Origin of the sequence: Arenibacter sp. F20364, from assembly GCF_023015905.1 — a bacterium.
In the GTDB taxonomy this organism is placed as follows: domain Bacteria; phylum Bacteroidota; class Bacteroidia; order Flavobacteriales; family Flavobacteriaceae; genus Arenibacter.
Genome location: NZ_JALKBD010000015.1, coordinates 98,667 through 120,912 on the forward strand (window position 1 = coordinate 98,667; position 22,246 = coordinate 120,912).

The window sequence follows — 22,246 nt, forward strand, 5'->3', positions numbered from 1 at the left end:
TACACTTGGGTTAGTTGCTTAACGCGAAGGAATAAAGATTTCTTCCCGTTTTTCCCGACTCCTCGTCCGACAGAAATAATGTGTTATTATTAGTAAAAGAAACGGATTCCAATTGCGTATAGACCCCAAGATCTATGGTTTTTAAGCTCCCGCCGGAAAAGAAATTGTCCATTACAAAATCGGTAAATACCCATAAAGTCCCATTTCCCAAAAGTACTATGGTCTTACCATCAGGAGATATATCGGCAGAAGTTACTTGCCTGTTTTTCTTTCCTTTGGGCGGAACAAATGAACCCAAATATTGGGCTTCATGATTTCCCTTTATAGCGGGCACCTTATACAATAATGCTTCCCCGTTAAAAGGTTGGGTCCTGTTTTTGGTAATGATATAGAAGTTGTTTTGGTAATAAAAAAATGCCTCGGCATCATAAAGTAATTTATTCCTTTTGGGAGGAAAATGGGTCTGTTGAGGGTAATTGAACTCAATCTTTTCCGCTTCAAGATAATCGCCCTTTTCCAAATTGGGATCGGGAATTTTATATATGGTCAAATTCTTCCTGTCATTGCTATTATTTCCAAAATCCCCTATGAATACATTACTCCCATCAGTGGCCAAATCCTCCCAATCACGATTTTTAGCATTTTTTACTTTTAATTCCTTTAATAGATCCCCTTCGTAATTTACTTGATAAATCTTGTCGGGATTACCTCTATCCATAATGAACCACACTGTGGAGTCCTTGGCAGGGACCATTCCCGAATTCTCGGTTAATTTATGGGGAAGTTTGGTAACATAGGTCAGTTGTCCATAATTACTTGCACAGCTAACTATGGTTCCCAAGAGCAACAATAACAAGTATTTTTTCATCCAATTAAAATTTAATTTTTTAGGTCGGCCAGTAAAAATAACCCTGTTTATAATCCCTTCCTATTATTCTTTTAAGGGCATATATATTTCCGCTACCCATTCAAGTTCATTACCCCCAAAATTTGGATTGCTAAAAAATACCTCCACCGGCCTTTCCGTTACCTCCATTCCATTCTTTTTGGCATAGTCCAACAAGGCGTACCATGCACGATCAGAGGTAATATAATTTCCATTGTATATCGCCTTTAACCCCTTAAAGCCATTAAAATTCTTATACTTTATGATATCATTTTTCGGTAGGCTATCACTTTTAATAATTGGATAACAAAAATTATAGGAAATACTGTCCATCTCCCTGTTCCAATCTGTAATTTCCAGAAATGGCCTTCCATTCAATGCCACATTATTATCTACCAGCACTGTACTTAAAATAGGATAATTCTGCATCATCCCCTTTGCTTTTCCAATCTGCGAGGCCTTAATTGGGATATAGGCGCAATAGGTTTCGGGAAGCTGTTGTTGGGTATCCAGAACGGTGACCTTAAATTTTTCCAAATGCTCATTTAGGGCATTGTTAAAGTCCAAAATGGTTCTTTTGGTCCGTTTTTCGAAATTGGTATCGAAAAAAGGAATCTTCAACCTGTTCTCCAGGCTATGATCCGCATCCGAAATGTAAATCTTTATCTTACTTGTAGAATCATTAACAGGAGTTATTTTCCATTGATATTGGTATATTGAATCGTTAAACTTTAATTGCTGCTCAATATTTAAAAAATCCTTTTCATGCAATAGTACGGTATTCGTATTGGTATTGCCCCATAATTTAATACTCTGATTAATGGTTCCGGGAAATGTCTTGGATATAATGGAAACCGAATAATCATAAGGCTTTAGAAACAGATACCAAACCAAGGATAATAGAAGAAGGAACGCTACGAAATAAACAATTTTGTTTCTCACTAATTGTAATTTTTACTGGGTAATTAATCTTGAAACCTTCAGAAAAGTCGATAGGAATCCAGCCAATGATACTACTTGGACGCCAATACCTTGTCCCCGTTCATTTGCAGTTTGTCCACAATAAATTTACCTAATTTCCTGCCCTGTTCTACCCCTACTTCCACTGCCGCCCTATAATGGATACCACCATACATTCGGCTTATTGCGGCTTCATCCGCTGCCTGATTAAAGGAGGTAAAACTTCTAACCGGTAAACCATAGGGTATTTCGGTATCGTCATCAAACGCAAAATTATCGCCAAAAATATTGGTCAAGGCCGTAGCTGCCGCCCCTGAAACCACGGAATGACCACTGGTATACTCAGGAAATGGTGGTGTTTGTAGGACCGGTGCCCAATTTTCATCAATATATTGATTTATTACAGTTTCAGGTCGTATTAAATTGGAACGGTATTTTTCGTCCCAACAACTGATAAAGCCATCGGCTATGGCCATTGAAGTTTTGGTGTAGGCATATACTGTTTTGTCAAAATCCGAGTTTGTTTTTTCACAAGCTATTTTGGTAATCCCGATCCAATGTGCCCCTGGAGTTATTTTTTTTGTTGCGAACATTAAATGGCCCCTAGTGACGGACACATAAGGATTACAATCCCAAAATTTCGCAATAGCTATCTCTTCCGAGGTGTCCCCTTTTGCGGTGATTTCCATACTAATATCGTAGACCTCCTTTACTTCCCTATAAAAGTCGGAACTCTTATCCATGGAAAATGCAGGGGGTGGGGCCGGCACAAATTGATTGGCAGAGTCAATCACAAAAGGCCTTATTTTACTCCAATGAGGTTCTATCCCATCCATATAAGCCGGTGGGGTTGGCTGCCAACGAGAATTGTCATCAGTATTAATAGTAAACTTGGGCATAGTCCTAGTCTGCTTATAGTTATCCTTGTCCAACCAATCCACGATATGTTTTACCACCGCCAAACCGTATTCTTGGGAATTGCTGAAGATGGTCATGTTCTTATTTTGCCAATCTGCATACAAACTATCGCGATGCATTTCAATTTTATCCTCCGAAAAAATTAAGCGCTTGCTTATTTCCATGTGCGCAATTAGGGCTGCCATTTGATAATTGATAGGCTTGTCCTTCGAAGGTTCTGGAATAGGGGTCAAATCGGTAACCTGCCCCACCAGAGAACGATAATCCTTGTTGTTAAGGGCTACAATTTCGTAGGCCGCAATATTGGGATACGCAAAAATTCTACTGGCCACTGGAGGCGAAAAAATATCGTGGATCATCACTTCCGTGACCTTATGTATGGAATTATGTAGATCCTGGGAAGTAATTACTATAGGCTCCTCCTTTTTGTTGCACGATATTACGACTGCAAATAATACTAATAATCTTAAATATAGTTTCATCTTAAATTTATGTCAAAATAATTTTTACTCTCTTTCTAACCCTTAAAAATTCATAGTAGAACCTGCTAGGCCATTTTAAAATATTATTGGTCCATGGTATAAACCTGAGCCTTGTCATCATTAAAGGTGACCAAGAGAAAGGGCTTACCGTTCAAATCTATGATATTCATATGTCTTACAGATTTAAGCTCCAGTTCCAACCCTAATTTGTTACCCAAAATTACATCATTTTTATTCTTTATCATTGCCCCTGAAAAGGAATCCAATCTCCCGTGATATGGCTTAATACCAAAATAGTTCCCCGCAGCCAGAATTTCCGTATTCCCGTCTTTATCAAAGTCGAACTCCAAGAATGCCCTGATAGGGGCAACCTGTAATTCGGACTTAAAGGGAACAAACGAATATTTTCCGCCATTGTTCTCCAAATAACCGGATTCTAGTGTATTTACCTCAAGAACGGTACTATTCTTAAGGGAATTTTCATCTAATATTTCTTCTATGGGTTTACCTGCAAAGGCCTTATAGGTCAAAAATTTCTTTCTAAGGCCAACCATTTGGCTAGATAGTTCATCCAATCCTTCCAAGGGATAATATGTGCCGTTTTTTTCAGTGGCTATAATGGTCTCTGTACTTCCGTTCTGGTCAAAGTCCGAATAAAACATTTTCATTGGATATTTATCCGAGGCCTTAAACTTGGTATTGCCTCCCCAATTTCCAAGTAGATAATCCAAGTCTCCATCCCTATCCATATCAAATGGGATTATACACTCCCAGAGGCCATTATAAGGGCGGTCGAGAGGCGTAATTTCCTTAAGGTTACCATTAGTAGTGTTCAAAAAGAATTTTGGAGACATCCACTCACCTACTACAATTAGATCCAATACGCCATCATTGTTTAAATCGGTCCATACCGCATCAGTGACCATACCTACCTTTTGCAGCTCCCTATTTTCCGCTATGGAGAATTTTCCTTTATCATTTCTTAGTATATAGGAATTAGGGACATTGCCAAAATCGTTCGTTGTAGCATTATTGCCAATAAACAGATCCAGGTCCCCATCATTGTCAAAATCACTTTCCCGTATTACCGCCGCATTTTCAAAATATTCAGGCAGAAAAGAAGTCACAAAACCACTACTATCTTGAATATAATAACTATCCAATAAGGGAGGCATTTCATCATAAAAATCCCCTCCACCTGTTCCAACAACCAGATCGCCCCTATTGTCATTGTTCAAATCCGCTATTACAGCAGAAATATCTTCCTTTATGGAGTCATTGGCAATATTCGCGATTCTCTTTTCCAAATAGGTAGTATCCCCTTGTAGAAATATTCTGGACGGAATATATTTGGAACCTCCAAAGAACAGATCTTCTTTTCCATCACCATTCAAATCACCAATAGCCACTGCCGGACCACGATCCGATATCTGATAGGGGATCAATTTTTGTCTGTTGATGTCCAAATAATTGTCTTCGATATGTGTAAAATCGATGCCCAGGTTGCCGGCAACCTTATTGAATATCTTATTGGAAGAAGGCCTTAGCGAACTGTAACTGAAAGGCTTTGTGTTCTCAGGGGAAACCAACAAGGTCTGATTGGTTGCCACTTCTGTTAAGACTTGAAAGGTCTTATCAGGCCAAACAATTTTTAGGGAATCTACCGTATTTTGTTTGCCAAAACCAAAATGGAGCATAGGTTCCGAAGAAGCTTGGAAACCTCGAACAGTATACAGTTCCTTGTACTGTAATCCCCCATTTAGATAAGCAAAAACCTTGGTGCCAATACCAAGTTTATTTTTGGCCTTATAATTAAACCTGAGTTTTAAATAACTAGCCTTGGTGTCCGTTTTGTTGATGTACAATGCTGTTGGACTGTTGAGGGTACTGGTTATCAGATCCAGATCACCATCATTGTCCAAATCTGCCATGGCCGTTGCCCCGGAAATCAGGGTGTCCTTCACCGTCCAAATGCCAGACATATCCTTGTATTTCATGTCTTTCCCGCCTTTAAAAACAGAATTATGGGTCACCCCGGAAGGCATCATATTCAGCGCTTGTTGGTCCACAAGTTTTGTATTGCTCAGCTTATTTCTAATTTGTTCGTCCGATGCAAATTTTATAAAGTCAAGGTCGTTGGGCCTTTTGGGAATCCCGTTGGAAATAAAGATATCCTGCTCCCCATCTTGGTCATAATCACCAAATAATGCACTCCAACTCCAATCGGTCGCCGCAATTCCGCTTTGGATCGCCGTTTCCGAATAAGGTGTATTATGTTGGTTTACAAACAACATATTCCTAGAATATTGGTAGTGATAACCAAAACGTTCCACCCTTAAAATCTGAGTTTGGGTAAGATCATCACCTTCTGAAGACTTAAGTACCTTTTCATCTTCGGGGAGCATGTCCAAAGAAATAAGATCTGGCCAACCATCGTGGTTAATATCGGCAACATCACTCCCCATAGAAAATTTGGTGGTATGGCCAAAATAGTTGCGCAATTGCTCAGAAAATGTTCCATTGCCGTTGTTGATATAATAATAATCGTCTTCGTGAAAATCATTACCAACATAAATATCCGGATATCCGTCCTGATTAAAATCGGCAATAGCGATGCCCAGTCCGTATCCGTTGGCACCACCATAAATACCCGCATCCGCGCTAACGTCCACAAATATACCTCCATCATTACGCAATAACTTGTCTCCGGACTGGGCATTTCTCTTATTCCTTACTTCGGCCTTCCCGTATGACTGTTGGGTATGCACCGCATGGTTTAGTAGATACAAATCCAAATCCCCGTCCAGATCATAATCCAACAAAGCCGCGGAACTGCTATAGGTATCAAAATCGAGACCATATTGGGCCGCACTCTCGGTAAACGTTGTGTCCCCATTGTTTATATACAGCTCGTTTTGTCCATTAAAACCATTTATCCCTACCACGGCGCAAACGTAGATATCCAGCAATCCGTCCCCATTAATGTCGCCCATTATGGCTCCGGTATTCCATGTACTCTCCCCTGATACACCTGCAGTTTGGGTAATATCCTTAAACTTTAACCCACCTTCATTTAAGTATAATTTATTTTTAACCTGGTTTCCTGAGAGGAAAATATCGGGCAATCCGTCCCCATTTATATCCCCTGTGGCGACTCCTCCCCCATTGTAGAAATACAAATAGTCCAGAATGTTCAGGTCATCGGATTCTGTAACGGTATTTTGAAATTCGATTCCTGTATTGCTGGGCAATGGGTTCCTGAAAATTTCACCTTCCTTTTGGCCGCAACCTATGAGAACCACTGTGCATAAAATGTATAAAGCAAATCTACTCATCAAGCGCAAATACTTTTGGTTTGTTATCATTTATGGCAGCGATGACGAATCGTTTTCCATTTTTGTCATTAAACTGTTCAATTTGCTTCACCTCCTCCTTAATAAAAAACCCGCTTTCATCATAATTCTGCCATTCAAAGTCCAGTTTATCATTTCCTAAAAGAACACTGCCAAAATTGGCGTCCAATCGCGAGAATTGAGGTTTAAATTCAAAATTATTACCCCCCATTATAAGGTCTAAATAACCATCATTATTAAGGTCGGCACAAGTTATTCCACAAACACAGGACAATTGAATACGTCCCGGCAATTTTTTGATGGTGAATTTCCCTCCTCCTTCATTAATAGCAATCACAGATTCCTGAATGGTACCCTCCTTGACAATGGATTTATCAAAAATTTCTCCAGAAAAGAGTTCTCCGATCGTTTTTTTAGCATATTCGGAAGACTTGAGATTTTGTTTTTTCAAGGCAACCATTTGAGTCGTCAATTCCTTCTTTTGATGAATAGGATAGTCCTTTCCTTCAAAATTACGAGTGGTAATTTGTTCAATGGTCCCATTATTATCAAAATCATTGACCCACAGTTTCATAGGATTCTCTCGGGAGCAGGAATAGGGCACATTATTTCCCTGATTTCCTAAAATCAAATCCATGTCCCCGTCATTGTCCAAATCCTCGGCACTAAGTGTATTCCACCATCCGGTTAGGCTGTCCAATGCAGTATTCATTTTGGACATTCTCTTACCGGAATTCTTATAGATTACAGGCCTTCCCCAATCTGCTACGGTAATTAGATCTTTCTTTTTATCGCCATCCATGTCTTCCCATATAGCGTCCGTGACCATGCCCGCTTGTTTGGTGTCGTAAGCCAGACGTTCTGTAGCGTCTATAAATGTTCCATCTCCCTTGTTTTCCAAGAATAAATGGTCCGGATCCAAACCGTAATTTCCCACAACACTCCTAGAACCTATAAAGACGTCCATATCCCCGTCATTGTCAAAATCGTTGGGTGCTATTACGGCAATATTTTTAAAGGTACTGGGCAAAATTTCGGAAGAAGCTTCAAAACTACCCTTACCGTTATTAATATACAGCCTTGCTCTATAGAATTTTTCATCCCCTACCTGATTACCGGCATTTCCTACCATAAGGTCCATATCCCCATCGCCATCTACATCCAAAAAGGCCGCGGCCGTATCCTCCAGTGTCACATCCTTTTCAAAGGCCTTTTGATTGGTAGCCGTCAATTTCCCATTGCCATTATGAAGGTAAAGCACTCCAGCTTGTTCAGCACCACCTCCCACAAAAATGTCTTCATTACCATCACCATTAACGTCGGCCACAGCCAAAGCCGGTCCATCTTGGGAGAGCATTTTTGAGATCAGTCCTTCGTAATCGAAGTCATTGTAATTATTCTCTTTATGCACCAATAATTCGGAATTGCCCAATTCTTTTAGAAGTGGATTCACTATGTTCTTATTATTGGGAACAAATATATCCAGAGCCTCGGAATTTTTAAGGGTAAGGAACTGATTGGTTTTGATATTATTGAATTTCTGGGTCCGGTCATCGGGCCAAATTACCTGCATTGAATCTATGGAAGTATTCTTTCCCAAACCTATGGTCATAATATAGTCTACAGAGGATTGAAACCCTCTAGAAGGCATTAATTCCTGCACTATTACCTGGTTGTCAAAATAAAGTTTAACGGTGGTTCCTATGGCAAATTTATTCTCACCGCTACCTTCAAACTTTAATTTAAGATAATTGTTTCCCGGCTTTTTTTCGCTATGGTTCTCGTATAAAAAGGCTTCCATATTAACATTGTTGACCACAATATCAAGATCCCCATCGTTATCTAGATCACCATATGCCGCTCCATTGGACATACTGGGCAGTTCCAAGCCCCATTTCTTGGTTTCATTGGAAAATGTAATATCTCCATTGTTCCTATACGCGTAGTTGGGTTGGGGAGCTATAGGCATTTTGTCTATAATGGAATCTATAGATTGCTTCTCCCCTGTGAGCGCCATATTTTGAATGATTTCGTTGGCAAAAAAGTCAACAAAATCCAAATCCGTCAAATCGTGATTTATACCATTGGTAATGTATATATCCTTTAAACCGTCATTGTCCATATCGAATAGAAGTCCAGCCCAGCTCCAATCGGTCTTGGCAACCCCACTGTAATAGGCCACTTCGGAAAACGTATTGTTCCCATTATTCAACTGCAAAGTATTTTGAATGTACTGTTGATAGAAATCCTTGCTCTGTTTTAATTTAAAAACGTTGTAGCCTTCAAACTCCATAACCGATTTTACCCTTTGATCCCCTTCCGGTAGCATATCCGTGATGAAGATGTCCGCATAACCATCATTATTTATATCGGCCATATCTATACCCATTGCAGATAAACTTAAATGGGAGGTCCATTGTTCAATTTCTTCCTTAAAGGTGCCATCTTTTTGATTGATATAGAGATAATCCCTTTCGTAAAAATCATTTGACACATAGATGTCGGGATAGAGATCCCCATTGATATCACTCACCATTACCCCAAGTCCAAAGCCTATTAAACTTCCATAAATACCGGCTTTTTCACTTACATCCACAAACTTGCCGTTGTCATTTCTCAAAAGCATATCGCCCACACCCTTGAAGATATCCGGAACTCCCGCCCAATCTTGGGCCCTAACCTCGCGTTGTTCGGCATATCCCAAGCTACTAACGGGTACATTACTATTATTCAAGATATAGGCATCCAGATCCCCATCCTTATCGTAGTCAAAAAAAGTGGCGTGGGTAGAAAACCCGGTTTTGGCCAAATTATATTCCGCTGCCTTCTCGGTAAAGGTAAGATCACCATTATTTATGTACAGGTCATTGTCATGGTTATTCCCCTCCATATTTCCTGCATTACTTACATAAAGATCCAATAAGCCATCATTATTAATATCTACCATGGTCACTCCTGTGGACCAAGGCTTATTGCCTTGAACTCCAGCTTTTTCAGATATATCTTCAAATTCAAGGCCTCCTTTGTTCAAATAGAGCTTGTTGGCGACCATGTTCCCGGTGAGATATATATCGGGAAGGCCATCATTATTGATGTCGCCGATGGCTACCCCACCTCCATTATAAAAATTTCGGTATTTAAAAATGTTGAAGTTTTTCTGGTTTACCACCTTGTTCACAAAGTCGATTCCTGTTTTTTCGGAGGCCAATAAGGAGAATAATGTCTCCTCTTTTATTTCAGATGCTTTATCTACTTCTTTTTTTTGGGAACAAGAACCCAACGATAATATTACCAATAAAATAAGGCTTACCCTTATATTAAATCTACCCATAAATCTTTGTGATTATTTTTAAAGACGGTCCTAAATACATATTAAATGTAGTCTACGCCGTTTTACCAAATTAAAATTAAGTTCATTTTCCGACAATTTTTTTCAGTCACTCAGAAAAGTAAATTCCAATAAAAGATTTGGTCCGAAAAAACGCTGTTATCGACCACCAATCGCAAAATTTAAAAACGTTTTGGAAACCAGTATTCAAAGGAAAAAACCAACATTTAAATATTAGCGCCAAGATAATTAAAGTTCAATAAATTACAGGTGCCGGAACTGTTAATATTGATATTTTTTTGCGTTTTACTGATATAATATTGATATATTTTTAAAGTGCATTTTGTGATAAATCAAATATACATGCCATATATTACAAATAATCCAATATATTTAGCCCAAACAACCAATTAAACTCCATATTATAATGTTAGGAATTCTTTCTTTCATAGGCTTTACCCTTTTAGTTGCCCTTATTGCTTACCTGGCTACCCGAAAAACTGATGAAAATTCCTCTGACGGCTATTTCTTGGGAGGCAGAAGCCTTACCGCCGGTGTAATCGCAGGTTCTTTACTTCTTACCAACCTTTCCACGGAACAAATTGTTGGACTTAATGGCAGTGCCTATACCGATGGTTTGTCGGTTATGGCCTGGGAAACCTTGGCGGCCATTGCCATGGTAGTAACAGCCGTTTTTCTCTTGCCCAGGTATTTAAAAGGTGGACTAACCACTATTCCCCAATTTTTGGCGAAGCGGTTCGATGTTACCACGAAAACCATTACTTCAGGTCTGTTTTTAACGGGCTATGTCGTAGTACTTTTGCCCGTTATCCTCTATTCTGGATCGGTAGCGATCAGTGGCATGTTCAATGTTCCTGAACTTTTAGGCGTTTCCGAAACTTCGGCTTTAGTAATTTGTATTTGGGGGATAGGAATCATAGGTTCCATATACGCAGTTTTTGGAGGCTTAAAGGCAGTGGCAGTTTCGGACAGTATTAATGCTGTTGGCCTGATTATTGGCGGAATCCTGATACCTATATTTGGTTTGATGGCCATTGGTGACGGCAACGTGCTTACAGGTCTTGATAATTTAATTACCTCAGATGCCGCAAGGTTCGATTCTACGGGGGAGCGCGGACAGGAAGTACCTTTTTCTACAATTTTCACAGGAATGATGCTGGTGCAACTTTTTTACTGGGGAACCAACCAACAGATCATTCAAAGGGCCTTGGGGGCCAAAAATTTGGCCGAGGGACAAAAAGGATTATTGTTGGCCTCTTTTTTAAAAATTCTGGGACCCTTAATTTTGGTTCTCCCCGGTATGATAGCCTACTATTATTTTGATGGTGGCTTGTCTTCCAGTGACCTTGCCTATCCAGAATTGGTCAGGGCCGTACTGCCAAAGCCGTTGGTCGGATTTTTTGCGGCCGTATTGTTCGGGGCAATTTTAAGTTCGTTTAATAGTGTTCTCAACAGTTCTGTTACCTTATTCGGAATAGATATCTATAAGCAGCATATTAATCAAGAAGCATCGGAAAAAACGGTAGTAAAATACGGAAAGATATTTGGAATTTGTTTGGCCCTTGCAGCTATGTTTATAGCACCTATGATTGCAAATGCGGGAAGTCTGTTCAATTACCTACAGGAAATAAACGGTATATACAGTATCCCTATTTTCACCATTATCGTAGTAGGATATTTCACTAAAAGGGTTCCTGCCATTGCCGCAAAAATTGGTATTTTTTCTGGCTCAATATTGTATATAATAAGTCAATTTATACTTAAGGGCCAGTTTATAGAAAAAGCGCTGGAAGCGGCTAAGGCTTCAGGCGTTAGCGATCCAGCAGCGTTAAAATTGGTGGAAGCCGATGCCTACCCACATTTCCTGCACGTGAATGCCATTCTCTTTTTGTTGAACGCAGGCATCATGTTGCTTATAGGGAAGTTTTACCCTAGAAAAGATGCCTTTGAACTGGAATACACCAAGCAAGTTTCCATTGAACCCTATAAATATGTAAATCATGTAGGGATCGCTATCTGCGTCATCGTAATTGGAATATATATTTATTTTGCCAAATAGTTTCGAATCAATTTCAATAGTACTGTCTGAACTAGAAAACGATGGTATAAACTATCCCCAAGTTTGTGTACTGTTCATTTTTTGCATCGCCAAAAAAACGGACTAAAATCCCGATAACTATCGGGAGTAGGCTAATTTTTTTAAATTCTTTAAATCCACGTACTTTCCACGGCCGCACCGCCCAATGTGGAAACCACTTGATTTAAGACGAAATTGAAAATAGGCCGTTTTTTTGTTCCGTCAACCATTGGCCATTATCACATACCGTTGTAAATTGCTTTCAAAGCCTGTCGTTGGGTCGGTCTTCTTCCATAGTGGAGGTGTCATGGCCGTAAAGAATTATTGAAGCCTTGGAAATAATTTAGGCCATGGCATCGGTCCTTAAAATCCCGAGATTTTAGGAGCCACATAATGAAGAAGGGGCTTTTCTCCCGCCTGCCGGCGAGGCAGGTTTGTTTCGTTTTATTCATTCCCTTTCTATTTTAGAATAAGGTATTCATGAACCTCCTGCGTTGGTTTCATTGGACAGCAAAGAAATCGGAGATTCACTAAAACAGATAAAAAACAATAGAAATCACTTGAGTAAAATGAAAGAATAATTTCAACATATGTTCTAGGCGGTTCATTCCAATAAATAGAACCAATAAAAAAAGATAATTTTTGCCTGAACATAACAATTAAGTATGATCCCAATAATCTTACAATAGGACTAAATAACTTTACCACATAAAAAAGAGGGTTGTTCAAATGAACAACCCTCTTTTAAATAACTACCTAAACTAAATTATTAATATCCTGGATTCTGAACCAAATTGGGATTGGAAAGCAAAGCCGTTTCTGGAATTGGGAAAAGATTTAAGTTGGGATCTCCCGTTACTTCCTTCAATGACCAAGGTGCTGTAAATTTATCAAATCGAACCAAATCGTTCCTTCTCCAAAATTCTATATACAACTCACGCCCTCTTTCTGCCAAAAGCTCATCTTCGTTAACACTGGCCAAGTCTGGAGTATTGGCTCTTGTTTGACGCAGTTCATTTACCATAGCAGTAGGGTCTCCCCCAATGCGCATCATCGCCTCTGCTTTCATCAAATGGGCATCGGAATATCTAAAAAGTATTTGATGCCTTCTAAAAGAGTTCACTTCACCACCCTCATTTGTAACATCATATGGATGGTACTTAAGAATACGCATACCTACAGCTTCCCCATTACCCACCAAAGATGGTATTTCTTTGGTCAATATTAAATCTCCACCTTGTCTGTTTTTCAATTTGGTTCCATCTTCATTATACTGTTGGTTAATTAAAAAACCGTATCCAAGACCTAAATTAATATTATCGGCATTGGTAGCATCTGGCACCCATCCTCTACGTTCCTCTTGGCCATCACCTACATAGTTAGAATTAGGGGCACCTTCAAAAGAATCATAGAATTCTGCCAAGGTAGAAAACCCGTTCCACCCCCCACCAGTATTGTCAGGTGAGTTCATATTGTAATGCATACTGTTCCAAATTCTAGCGCCAATGTCGCTCTTTAAATAAAGTATGGTCTCTGAATCGTCTGCAGATTCAAATATCTTAAAATAGCCAGATGTTTCTATATCAAAGCCTAAGTCTTTAATATCATCTACAAGATCTATCACCTTTTGCATATTGGCGTTATCAACGGCACCCCCATTATATATATGGGCATTTAAGTACATTTTGGCCAACAAGAAATTTGCCGCCGCTTTGGTAGCGTTCGCTGTATTGGCGGTACCTGGACTACCATCGGGCAAGCCTGGCAGTGCTTCCATTAAATCTGACTCCACAAAGCTGAAAACTTCACTTCTTGTCAACACTCTTGGATTAATTTCAGGACCTTCATCTACCTCCCTAAAAGGTACGGAACCGAAAAAGTCCATAAGAAAAAACATATTGAACGCCCTAAGAAATTTAGCTTCCGCCAATACTTCTGCACTCGGGCTACTTTCTATAATCTCACTTGCACGAAAAACATTTTGATTCAAATTGTTCCAGGCATTTTTAATAAATAAATGCGCAGGGGTCCAAGTGTGGGTATGCAACTGTCTCCAAATCCCGTTATCACCCCAATCGGTTCCCCGTGTTGGAATCAACAACTCGTCCGTTGTTACTTCGGACATGGCGTACATGGTTTCCTGGGTTTGAAAATCAGTACCAACCTTATTGTATAGGTCACTTAGTGAGGAGGCCGGATTGGCCACTGGTGTAAAACCACCACTAGTGGCCTTACTTATGATCGAATCCGTTTCTTCTATCTCCAGATCGGTGCAGGCTACAAGGCCTACCAACACAAATATGGAGCCGAAAACGGGTTTCATATATTTTTGTATGTTCATAATGCTATGATTAAAAAGTTACGTTAAATCCTAATGTGTATGTTCTTGGTCTTGGGAAGGCACTATAGTCTATACCTGCAATTGGCAAACCATTCAATAGGGCAGCACTAGCCGGTGCTACACTAACCTCCGGATCAAGACCGGAATAATCTGTAATTACAAAAAGGTTCTGACCTGTAAGACTAAGTCTCATAGACTTGAATAAGCCATCTTTTAAGGGAACGTCATAGGAAATGGATGCTGTTTGCAATCTTACAAAATCTCCTTTTTCCAAGAATCTGGAGGAAACAGAAGCTTCCGCAAATCTACCTTCCTGTCCTGCCAATTCCACCACATTCTGTGTTACGTTATTACCACTACCGATGGCACCTCCTGTAAAAAAGGCGTTAGCCGTATTGTTGTAAATATAGTTTCCAAACTGACCGTTAAAATACATTGATGCGGACCAATTTTTATAATTTGCCGAGGTAGAAAAACCTCCCGTGAAATCTGGAAGCGCACTCTTACCTAGAAACTGTTGGTTATCCACACCTCCCTCATGAACGGGGTTGCCATTTGCATCGAAACCTGTAAACTTCCTTAAATAGAAGGAATACAAAGGTTGTCCTGACGCCAAGCGTTGGGCAAAAGCGTTGGACAATCCTGCACCACGAATGGTACCCGCCGCAATCTCTCCATCGAAATCCGTAATTTCGTTTTTATTGTAGGCTACGTTAAATCCAGCGGTCCAGCTATAGTCTTCTCCTTGTAAAATATCGTAATTTAGGGAGAATTCACCTCCTTGGTTAAGAACAATGGCATCCAAATTCTGGAAAAAAGTGGGCTGAGGGGAAGGCTGGGCCGCTTCTATATTAAGCAGTAAATCCCTTGTTTCCTTTCGGTACACATCAATAGACCCATTAAAGCGATCATTGGCAAACCCAAAATCCAGACCTACATTATATTGGGTAGTTTCCTCCCATTTCAAATCGGGATTGGCAAATTCCACGGTAGAAATACCTGGGACACTTACCCCTCCTCCATCACTAATATTTGGATCCCCAAGGGTTGCAATGGAATAACGTTCCCGTCTAGCGAAACGGCCATATCCCAAACCATCCTGGTTCCCGGTAATACCGTAGCTCAACCTAAGTTTTAAGGTAGACATGGCATCGCCCATGAAATCTTCTTCGTTTATTTTCCAGGCAAAAGCCGCTGAAGGGAAAATACCATATCGGTTATTTTCACCAAAACGTGAAGAGCCATCGGCCCGGACCGTTGCAGTAAACAAATACTTATTTGCTAGGCTGTAGTTGGCCCTGGCAAAAAAGGATTGTAATTCATCCGTATTGTCAAAAGTATTGGTAAAAATGGATTTTACCGGAATACTAACCTCTCCTAGGCGGTCTGAAACCGGCTCTGGAAAAAGTCTGTTCACAAAAAGATCGGCATCACCCCCGGACGCATAGCCATATTGCTGATAGGATCCGGTAATCATGGATTCAATCTTGCTAGCCGCGTCATTTAAATTCCTGGCCATGCTGTTTAAATTGGTTGTGGAATAACCCCAACCTTCAACATTTCTTTGTTTGGTATTAAAATCTTGATAAGAGAAACCTCCCAGCACATCCAATACCGAATTATCGAATTCTTTTTTGTAGGACAATGTCAATTCCAATAGACTATTCTCCAAATCAAGGTCGTTTATGGCGCCTCTACCATTTCCACCAGCTCCTCGGGACACGTTAAAAGACTTACTGCCCAATTCAGCTTCACGTGTGGAGTTGGATTTATCGTACCCCACAGTAGCCTTGGCCGTTAAGTCTTCCACAATATCGTAGGAAGCTGAAAAATTAATCAGAAAACGATCGGTGTAGGTTAAACTTTGCCAGTTCTCCAATAAGTTCAAGGGATTGATCCTATCCCCGGGATTGAATGAACTACTAGCGGGCCAAGTAGGATTGGCAGAATAAGCCGAACCCAACATATCACCAGTAGAACCCGCACTACCACTCAAAGGTGGTGCCTCGTCATTTACACGGGAAATTGTACTTTGTAGATCCAACCTTAACTTATCATCTAATAACCTCTGGGAAAGATTTATCCTTCCAGTGACCCTCTCTTGTGAGGATTTTGGCACTATCCCGAATTGTTTCCCATAATTAAAGGTTGCCCTTACGTTACCTGATCCATAATTTTGGGAGTAAGCCAAGTTATTATTGGTCGAAGATGAATTTCTGGTGACCAACGATTGCCAATCCGTATCATTTCCTAAATCTGTTGCGCTTCCGCCAAAGGCAGAAACAGCAGATAAGAACTCGCTTCTATTCAATAAATCGAACTCATTGGCCGGTGATGAAAAACTTAGATCAGAAGAAAACTCCCAAGTACCCCCCTGTGCTCCACCTTTACCACTCTTAGTGGTAATGATAACAACTCCATTGGCACCTCTAGATCCATAGATAGCCGTTGATGACGCATCCTTTAGGATACTCATGCTTTCAATATCATTTGGATTCAAAAAGCTAAGTGGATTTCTGGCAGAACTAGAACCCACACCTATATCCGTACCTTCAGAGGAACTACCTCCGGAAGGAAGTGGAACACCATCCACAACGAATAATGGATCGTTATTGGATCTAACTGAAGAAGTACCCCTGATCCTAATTGAAACACCAGAACCAGGTTCCCCACTACCTTGGGAAATTTGAACCCCAGCGGTCTTACCCTGAATTAATTGTTCGGGAGATGATATTACCCCTCCGTTAAAGTCCTCGGAAGTAACCGCGGAAACAGCACCTGTAGCGTCCTTTACCGTAGTGGTTCCATAACCAATGATAACCACCTCGGCCAATGCCTGTGCATCTTCTTCCATCATAATATTAATGGTCGTTTGATTGCCTACTGCCACTTCCTGCGTTTTGTAGCCGATATAGCTAAAAACTAGAATAGCGCTGGCATCCACATCGCTTAAGGTGAAATTACCATCAAAATCTGTCTGTGCGCCATTGGTAGTTCCTTTTACAACGACACTAGCTCCCGGTAAGGGACCAGTAGCATCAGATACCGTACCTGACACTTCTTGAGCTGAAGCTAGTCCAAAACACAAAAATGTTCCAAATAGCAAAAAGCTCTTAAGTAATTTAAGATTCATACATTGTTAGTTTTAATTGAGTTAAATAATAATTGAGTTAAATAATTGCTTATAATTCTAGTTTTAAATTCGAATATAAATAATAAAATATCCATTTATTGTTATATTCATAAATTTAACGTCTAAAAAACACCTAAAACGTTTTCGTACAATTGCGCTTTTCGGAATATCAAATCAAAATGGCTAATTACATATTTTCGCCCCTTTGAATTTCCAAATAAATAGTACCATACAAATATACTGCAATTTTATATTCAATGGTATTTTGATTAAATCATATACTATTTTAACATTTTACAAAAATTGATTTCACTCCTAACCTTAATATATTACATTTACATCTTGTAATTAAATATTCCAATTTGTGCCAATCAAGTACAAATGCTTTTGTACTTTTAGTAGTATATTGATTTGAAAAAAAATTCAATTTTGAAAAGAAAAATAACCCTCAAACATATTGCAAGGGAATTAGGGGTTTCCATTTCTACGGTATCCAAAGCCTTGAAAAATAGTGAGGAAATTGGATCGGACACTAAAGAAAAGGTCCAGGCTTTTGCAAAATTATACAATTACAAGCCCAACAATATTGCCATCAGCTTAAAAAATAAGCGCACCAAAAACATTGGGGTAATAATTCCAGATATCGTTCATCATTTTTTTACCACAGTTTTCAGGGGAATAGAAAAATACGCCAATGCCAAAGGTTATAATGTAATCGTATGTGTCTCCGATGAATCGTTCGACAAGGAAGTCATAAATATGGAATTGCTTGCCAATGGAAGTATAGACGGGTTTATTATGGCCCTCTCCTCGGGCACTCAATTAAAAAATGACTATAACCATTTAAAGGAAGTTACCGAACAAGGGATACCCTTAGTTTTATTTGACCGGGTTGCAGAGGATATAAAATGCGACAAGGTATACATCAATGATAGAAAAGGCGCTTACAACGCAGTAACCAAATTTATAAATGACGGAAGAAAAAGAATTGCTCTAATCACTACAGATGACTATATAAGTGTAAGTAGGGAAAGAGCCGTGGGCTATACCCAGGCATTGTCCGACAATGGCATTGTATTTAACGAAAACCTAATACTCAAACTTCCTTCTATGGAAATAGATGAAAAAATGATCGAGGATTTTTTTAAAAGGGAAAAAGTAGACGCCGTACTGAGTGTTAATGAAATATTTGCCATCCACAGTATGCGGTTGGTACAAAGTAAAGGCCTAGAAATTCCAGAGGACATTTCCTTTATAGGCTTCACAGATGGACTTTTGTCCAAATACGCCTCTCCTGGATTGACCGCTATTGCCCAACACGGGGAACAAATGGGGGAAATAGCGGCAGAAATACTTATAGAAAAAGTAGAAAATGATATGGAGGAGGAAACATTCGTTACCAAGATTTTGGAACCCACCATAATAGAACGTGGATCAACAGTCAACTAGGACCCACATCACTTAATTGCTAGGCAAGAATTATTCAATTACTGAGGGAAATATAGAAATATTGTAGACCGCCTAAAACTATTATAAGCCTATAGGACTTCATTAACAAGAATCTCGTCTTCCTATGATCGGGCCAAATTTTAATCAATATCTTAAACCAATGAAGAAAATAGGATTTATATTCGATTTGGATGGTGTTATCGTAGATACCGCCAAATATCATTACCTGGCCTGGAGAAAATTGGCCAATGAATTGGGATTTGAATTTACAATAGAGCAAAACGAACTTTTTAAAGGGGTAAGTCGCAAAAGATGCCTGGAGATCCTATTGGAAATTGGGAAAATCAAGGCATCACAAGAACAGTTCAACGGATGGTTGGTGGAGAAGAATGAGGATTATTTATCCCTAATAGAAAAAATGGACGCATCGGAAATATTGCCCGATGTACAAAGGGTACTGAAGTTCCTTAAAAAACAGAAAATGCCAATAGCCTTGGGGTCTGCCAGCAAAAATGCACGCCCGATTTTGGAAAAAGTAAAATTAATGGATTATTTTGATGCTATTGTGGACGGCACCCAAGTAACCAAAGCCAAGCCCGATCCAGAAGTTTTTTTGTTGGCCGCAGCACAAATGGGGGTAAATCCCAAGGAGTGTGTGGTCTTTGAAGATGCGGTTGCCGGAATAGAGGCCGCCAACAATGCAGGAATGTTGAGCATAGGCATTGGGGAGGAAAAAGTACTCTCCGAGGCAAAATTTGTTTTCGCAAATTTTACGGAAATTGATGATGTCTTCCTAAACCGGCTAATTGAATAAACCCTACGATGAACATTGACAATAATTAATTAATTTGGTGTCCTCCCAATTAGAATCTGACACAAAAACACCTAAGCCCATTACAATAACCGAGAAACACTAGCACAATGAATCAAGATTATATAAAGCCCGATAACTGGTCTATCATAGAAGAAGGATTTGAACAAGAAAGAGTAAAATCCTCGGAAAGCTTGTTCAGTCTTGGAAATGGTGCCATGGGGCAACGCGCCAATTTTGAAGAGAAATATACCGGGCCCACTTTTCAAGGAAGTTATATTGGAGGAGTATATTACCCAGATAAAACACGTGTAGGCTGGTGGAAAAACGGCTATCCCGAATATTTTGCCAAAGTATTGAACGCTCCTAACTGGATTGGCATCAATGTTCTTATCAATGGGGAAACTTTGGATCTCAATACCTGTAAGAGCGTAGCGGATTTTCGTAGGGAAATAAACATGAAAGAAGGCTGGTATATCCGGAGCTTCAGGGCTACTCTGCCCAATGATACAATAATTGAGGTAAAGATTACCCGATTCCTGAGTTTGGACTTTGATGAAGTAGGTGCCATTAAATACCAAATTACGGCCATCAACCAGGATAGCTCAATTGCTTTTCACCCCTATGTTGATAGTGGAATTACCAATGAGGACACCAATTGGGACGACCAATTTTGGAATACCACAGGGGTTAATTCGGACGGGTTTCAAGCTTTTATTGAGGCACATACCCTGAAGACCAATTTCGCTACCTGTACGTTTATGGAATCCAGAATGTACCATAACAATGAAATAGAAAAAGAAAAACCGCTAGAAGCCATATCGGATACAAATATTGTACATCTCTTTAAAAAGGACATAAAAAAAGGGGACACCCTATCACTGATAAAATTTGGGGGATATACGGTTTCCACGAACCATAGGGCCCATGAATTGATCTTGGCCGCCAAAAGTGTTTTGCACAAGGTGACGGAATTAGGTTTTGAGGCCCTATTGGAGCAACAAAAGAAATCATGGTCCGAAATTTGGGAAATGAGCGATATTACAATTGATGGTGATGTAAAGGCACAACAGGGAATCCGCTTCAATATTTTTCATTTGAACCAGACCTATTTGGGCAAGGATTCCAGACTTAATATTGGCCCCAAGGGATTCACAGGTGAAAAATACGGCGGAAGTACTTATTGGGATACCGAGGCCTATTGTATTCCCTTTTACATGGCCACCAAGAATAAAAAGGTGGCAAGAAACTTATTGACATATAGGTACAACCATTTGGAAAAGGCCATTGAAAATGCCCAAAAATTAGGTTTTGTAGATGGTGCAGCCCTCTACCCCATGGTAACCATGAACGGGGAAGAATGCCATAACGAGTGGGAAATAACATTCGAGGAAATTCATCGGAATGGTGCCATTGCCTTTGCCATTTACAATTACTACCGCTTTACAGGAGATTACACCTATATCCCGGAAATGGGCTTGGAGGTCTTGATCGGTATAGCCCGTTTTTGGCATCAAAGGGCCACCTTCTCCTCTCAAAAAAACAAATATGTTATTCTAGGGGTCACAGGTCCAAACGAATACGAAAACAATGTAAACAATAACTGGTACACGAATTACATTGCCAAATGGTGCTTTAATTATGCCCTTCATGAACTGCAAAAAGTAAAAGAGGGATATCCGGACGACTATAATCGAATTATTGGAGTCACCAAACTGTCTGAAAAGGAAACCCAGGACTGGAGCAAGGTGGCCAAAAATATGTACTTCCCATATGATGAAAAATTAGGCGTTTATTTGCAACAAGATGGTTTTTTGGACAAGGAACTAATCCCCGTAAAAGAATTGAACAAAAAAGATCGACCCATAAATCAGAAATGGAGCTGGGACAGGATTTTAAGGTCGCCTTACATTAAACAGGCAGATACACTTCAAGGATTTTATTTCTTTGAAGACCACTTTACCATAGACGAACTGGAAAAACATTTCGACTTTTACGAACCCTTCACGGTGCATGAATCCTCCTTATCCCCATGTGTCCATAGTATTCAGGCTGCAAAGTTGAACCGAATGGACCAAGCTTATTCCTTTTATCTACGTACATCCCGATTGGATTTGGACGATTACAACAAGGAAGTCAAGGAAGGGCTACATATTACATCCATGGCCGGAACCTGGATGAGCATAGTGGAAGGTTTTGGGGGTATGAGAATTTTGGAGGACAAACTGTCCTTTACCCCAAGAATCCCAAAGGAATGGAAATCCTTCTCCTTCAAAGTAAATTTTAGGGATAGAATTTTAAAGGTAAAGGTTTCGGAAAAGGAAACCACTTTTGACTTGGAAGGCACCAACGAAATGTCCATTCGTGTAAACGGAAAACGTGTAGTTTTAACTCCTGGCAAGAAAACCTATTCTCTGGCCAACTAAACCCAGGGCAATGTTAAGAACATTTAAAAAATGAATGATTGGGATAATTTTTAAAAAACTT

Annotated in this window: 11 protein-coding genes; 4 read left to right on the forward strand and 7 right to left on the reverse strand. The window is 39.8% G+C overall.

Going from position 1 to position 22,246, the window contains the following annotated elements; all coding sequences use genetic code 11:
* Positions 1-10: 10 nt before the first annotated feature.
* The 5 genes from MWU84_RS13765 to MWU84_RS13785 form a co-directional block, all read right to left on the reverse strand.
* The gene (locus MWU84_RS13765; protein WP_246902236.1) at positions 11-868 is read right to left on the reverse strand and encodes a hypothetical protein; all 858 of its coding nucleotides are present in this window, start codon (positions 866-868) and stop codon (positions 11-13) included.
* A 63-nt stretch (positions 869-931) separates the two neighbouring features.
* A complete protein-coding gene (locus MWU84_RS13770; protein WP_246902239.1) occupies positions 932-1,828 on the reverse strand; it encodes an AraC family transcriptional regulator in 897 nt (298 codons plus the stop codon).
* Between the two features lie 71 nt (positions 1,829-1,899).
* Complete coding sequence (locus MWU84_RS13775) at positions 1,900-3,246, reverse strand: vanadium-dependent haloperoxidase (protein WP_246902247.1); 1,347 nt, start codon at positions 3,244-3,246, stop codon at positions 1,900-1,902.
* 83 nt (positions 3,247-3,329) lie between these two features.
* A complete protein-coding gene (locus MWU84_RS13780; RefSeq protein ID WP_246902249.1) occupies positions 3,330-6,581 on the reverse strand; it encodes a VCBS repeat-containing protein in 3,252 nt (1,083 codons plus the stop codon).
* Positions 6,574-9,930 (reverse strand): VCBS repeat-containing protein, encoded by a 3,357-nt coding sequence (locus MWU84_RS13785; RefSeq protein ID WP_246902251.1) that lies wholly within the window; start codon positions 9,928-9,930, stop codon positions 6,574-6,576. Before MWU84_RS13785 ends, MWU84_RS13780 begins: the two co-directional genes overlap by 8 nt.
* A 424-nt stretch (positions 9,931-10,354) precedes the next feature.
* Here MWU84_RS13785 and MWU84_RS13790 point away from each other — a divergent pair, with 424 nt between their 5' ends.
* Complete coding sequence (locus MWU84_RS13790; RefSeq protein WP_246902259.1) at positions 10,355-12,007, forward strand: solute:sodium symporter family transporter; 1,653 nt, start codon at positions 10,355-10,357, stop codon at positions 12,005-12,007.
* 787 nt (positions 12,008-12,794) lie between these two features.
* On the opposite strand, the gene MWU84_RS13795 is transcribed toward MWU84_RS13790, so the two are convergent.
* Together MWU84_RS13795 and MWU84_RS13800 are read right to left on the reverse strand one after the other, a co-directional pair.
* A complete protein-coding gene (locus MWU84_RS13795; protein WP_246902267.1) occupies positions 12,795-14,366 on the reverse strand; it encodes a RagB/SusD family nutrient uptake outer membrane protein in 1,572 nt (523 codons plus the stop codon).
* A gap of 10 nt (positions 14,367-14,376) precedes the next feature.
* Positions 14,377-17,499 carry a SusC/RagA family TonB-linked outer membrane protein gene (locus MWU84_RS13800; protein WP_246902269.1) on the reverse strand — a complete coding sequence of 1,041 codons (3,123 nt, stop codon included), beginning with the start codon at positions 17,497-17,499 and terminating at the stop codon, positions 14,377-14,379.
* Positions 17,500-17,928: 429 nt separating this feature from the next.
* Between MWU84_RS13800 and MWU84_RS13805 the strand changes: the two genes are divergently transcribed.
* The 3 genes from MWU84_RS13805 (at position 17,929) to MWU84_RS13815 (ending at position 22,185) form a co-directional block, all read left to right on the forward strand.
* Positions 17,929-18,948: a LacI family DNA-binding transcriptional regulator gene (locus MWU84_RS13805; protein WP_246902271.1), complete on the forward strand. Its 1,020-nt coding sequence runs from the start codon at positions 17,929-17,931 to the stop codon at positions 18,946-18,948.
* A 160-nt stretch (positions 18,949-19,108) separates the two neighbouring features.
* Complete coding sequence (gene pgmB / locus MWU84_RS13810) at positions 19,109-19,762, forward strand: beta-phosphoglucomutase (protein WP_246902273.1); 654 nt, start codon at positions 19,109-19,111, stop codon at positions 19,760-19,762.
* A gap of 107 nt (positions 19,763-19,869) precedes the next feature.
* Complete coding sequence (locus MWU84_RS13815; protein WP_246902275.1) at positions 19,870-22,185, forward strand: glycoside hydrolase family 65 protein; 2,316 nt, start codon at positions 19,870-19,872, stop codon at positions 22,183-22,185.
* The last annotated feature ends 61 nt before the right edge of the window (positions 22,186-22,246 follow it).

Excerpts from the sequence above, each read along its gene's own strand:
- MWU84_RS13765 (WP_246902236.1), bottom strand. The coding sequence starts at position 868 with ATGAAAAAATACTTGTTATTGTTGCTCTTGGGAACCATAGTTAGCTGT.
- MWU84_RS13795 (WP_246902267.1), bottom strand. The coding sequence starts at position 14,366 with ATGAACATACAAAAATATATGAAACCCGTTTTCGGCTCCATATTTGTG.
- MWU84_RS13780 (WP_246902249.1), bottom strand. The coding sequence starts at position 6,581 with ATGAGTAGATTTGCTTTATACATTTTATGCACAGTGGTTCTCATAGGT.
- MWU84_RS13785 (WP_246902251.1), bottom strand. The coding sequence starts at position 9,930 with ATGGGTAGATTTAATATAAGGGTAAGCCTTATTTTATTGGTAATATTA.
- MWU84_RS13775 (WP_246902247.1), bottom strand. The coding sequence starts at position 3,246 with ATGAAACTATATTTAAGATTATTAGTATTATTTGCAGTCGTAATATCG.
- MWU84_RS13790 (WP_246902259.1), top strand. The coding sequence starts at position 10,355 with ATGTTAGGAATTCTTTCTTTCATAGGCTTTACCCTTTTAGTTGCCCTT.
- MWU84_RS13800 (WP_246902269.1), bottom strand. The coding sequence starts at position 17,499 with ATGAATCTTAAATTACTTAAGAGCTTTTTGCTATTTGGAACATTTTTG.
- pgmB (WP_246902273.1), top strand. The coding sequence starts at position 19,109 with ATGAAGAAAATAGGATTTATATTCGATTTGGATGGTGTTATCGTAGAT.
- MWU84_RS13815 (WP_246902275.1), top strand. The coding sequence starts at position 19,870 with ATGAATCAAGATTATATAAAGCCCGATAACTGGTCTATCATAGAAGAA.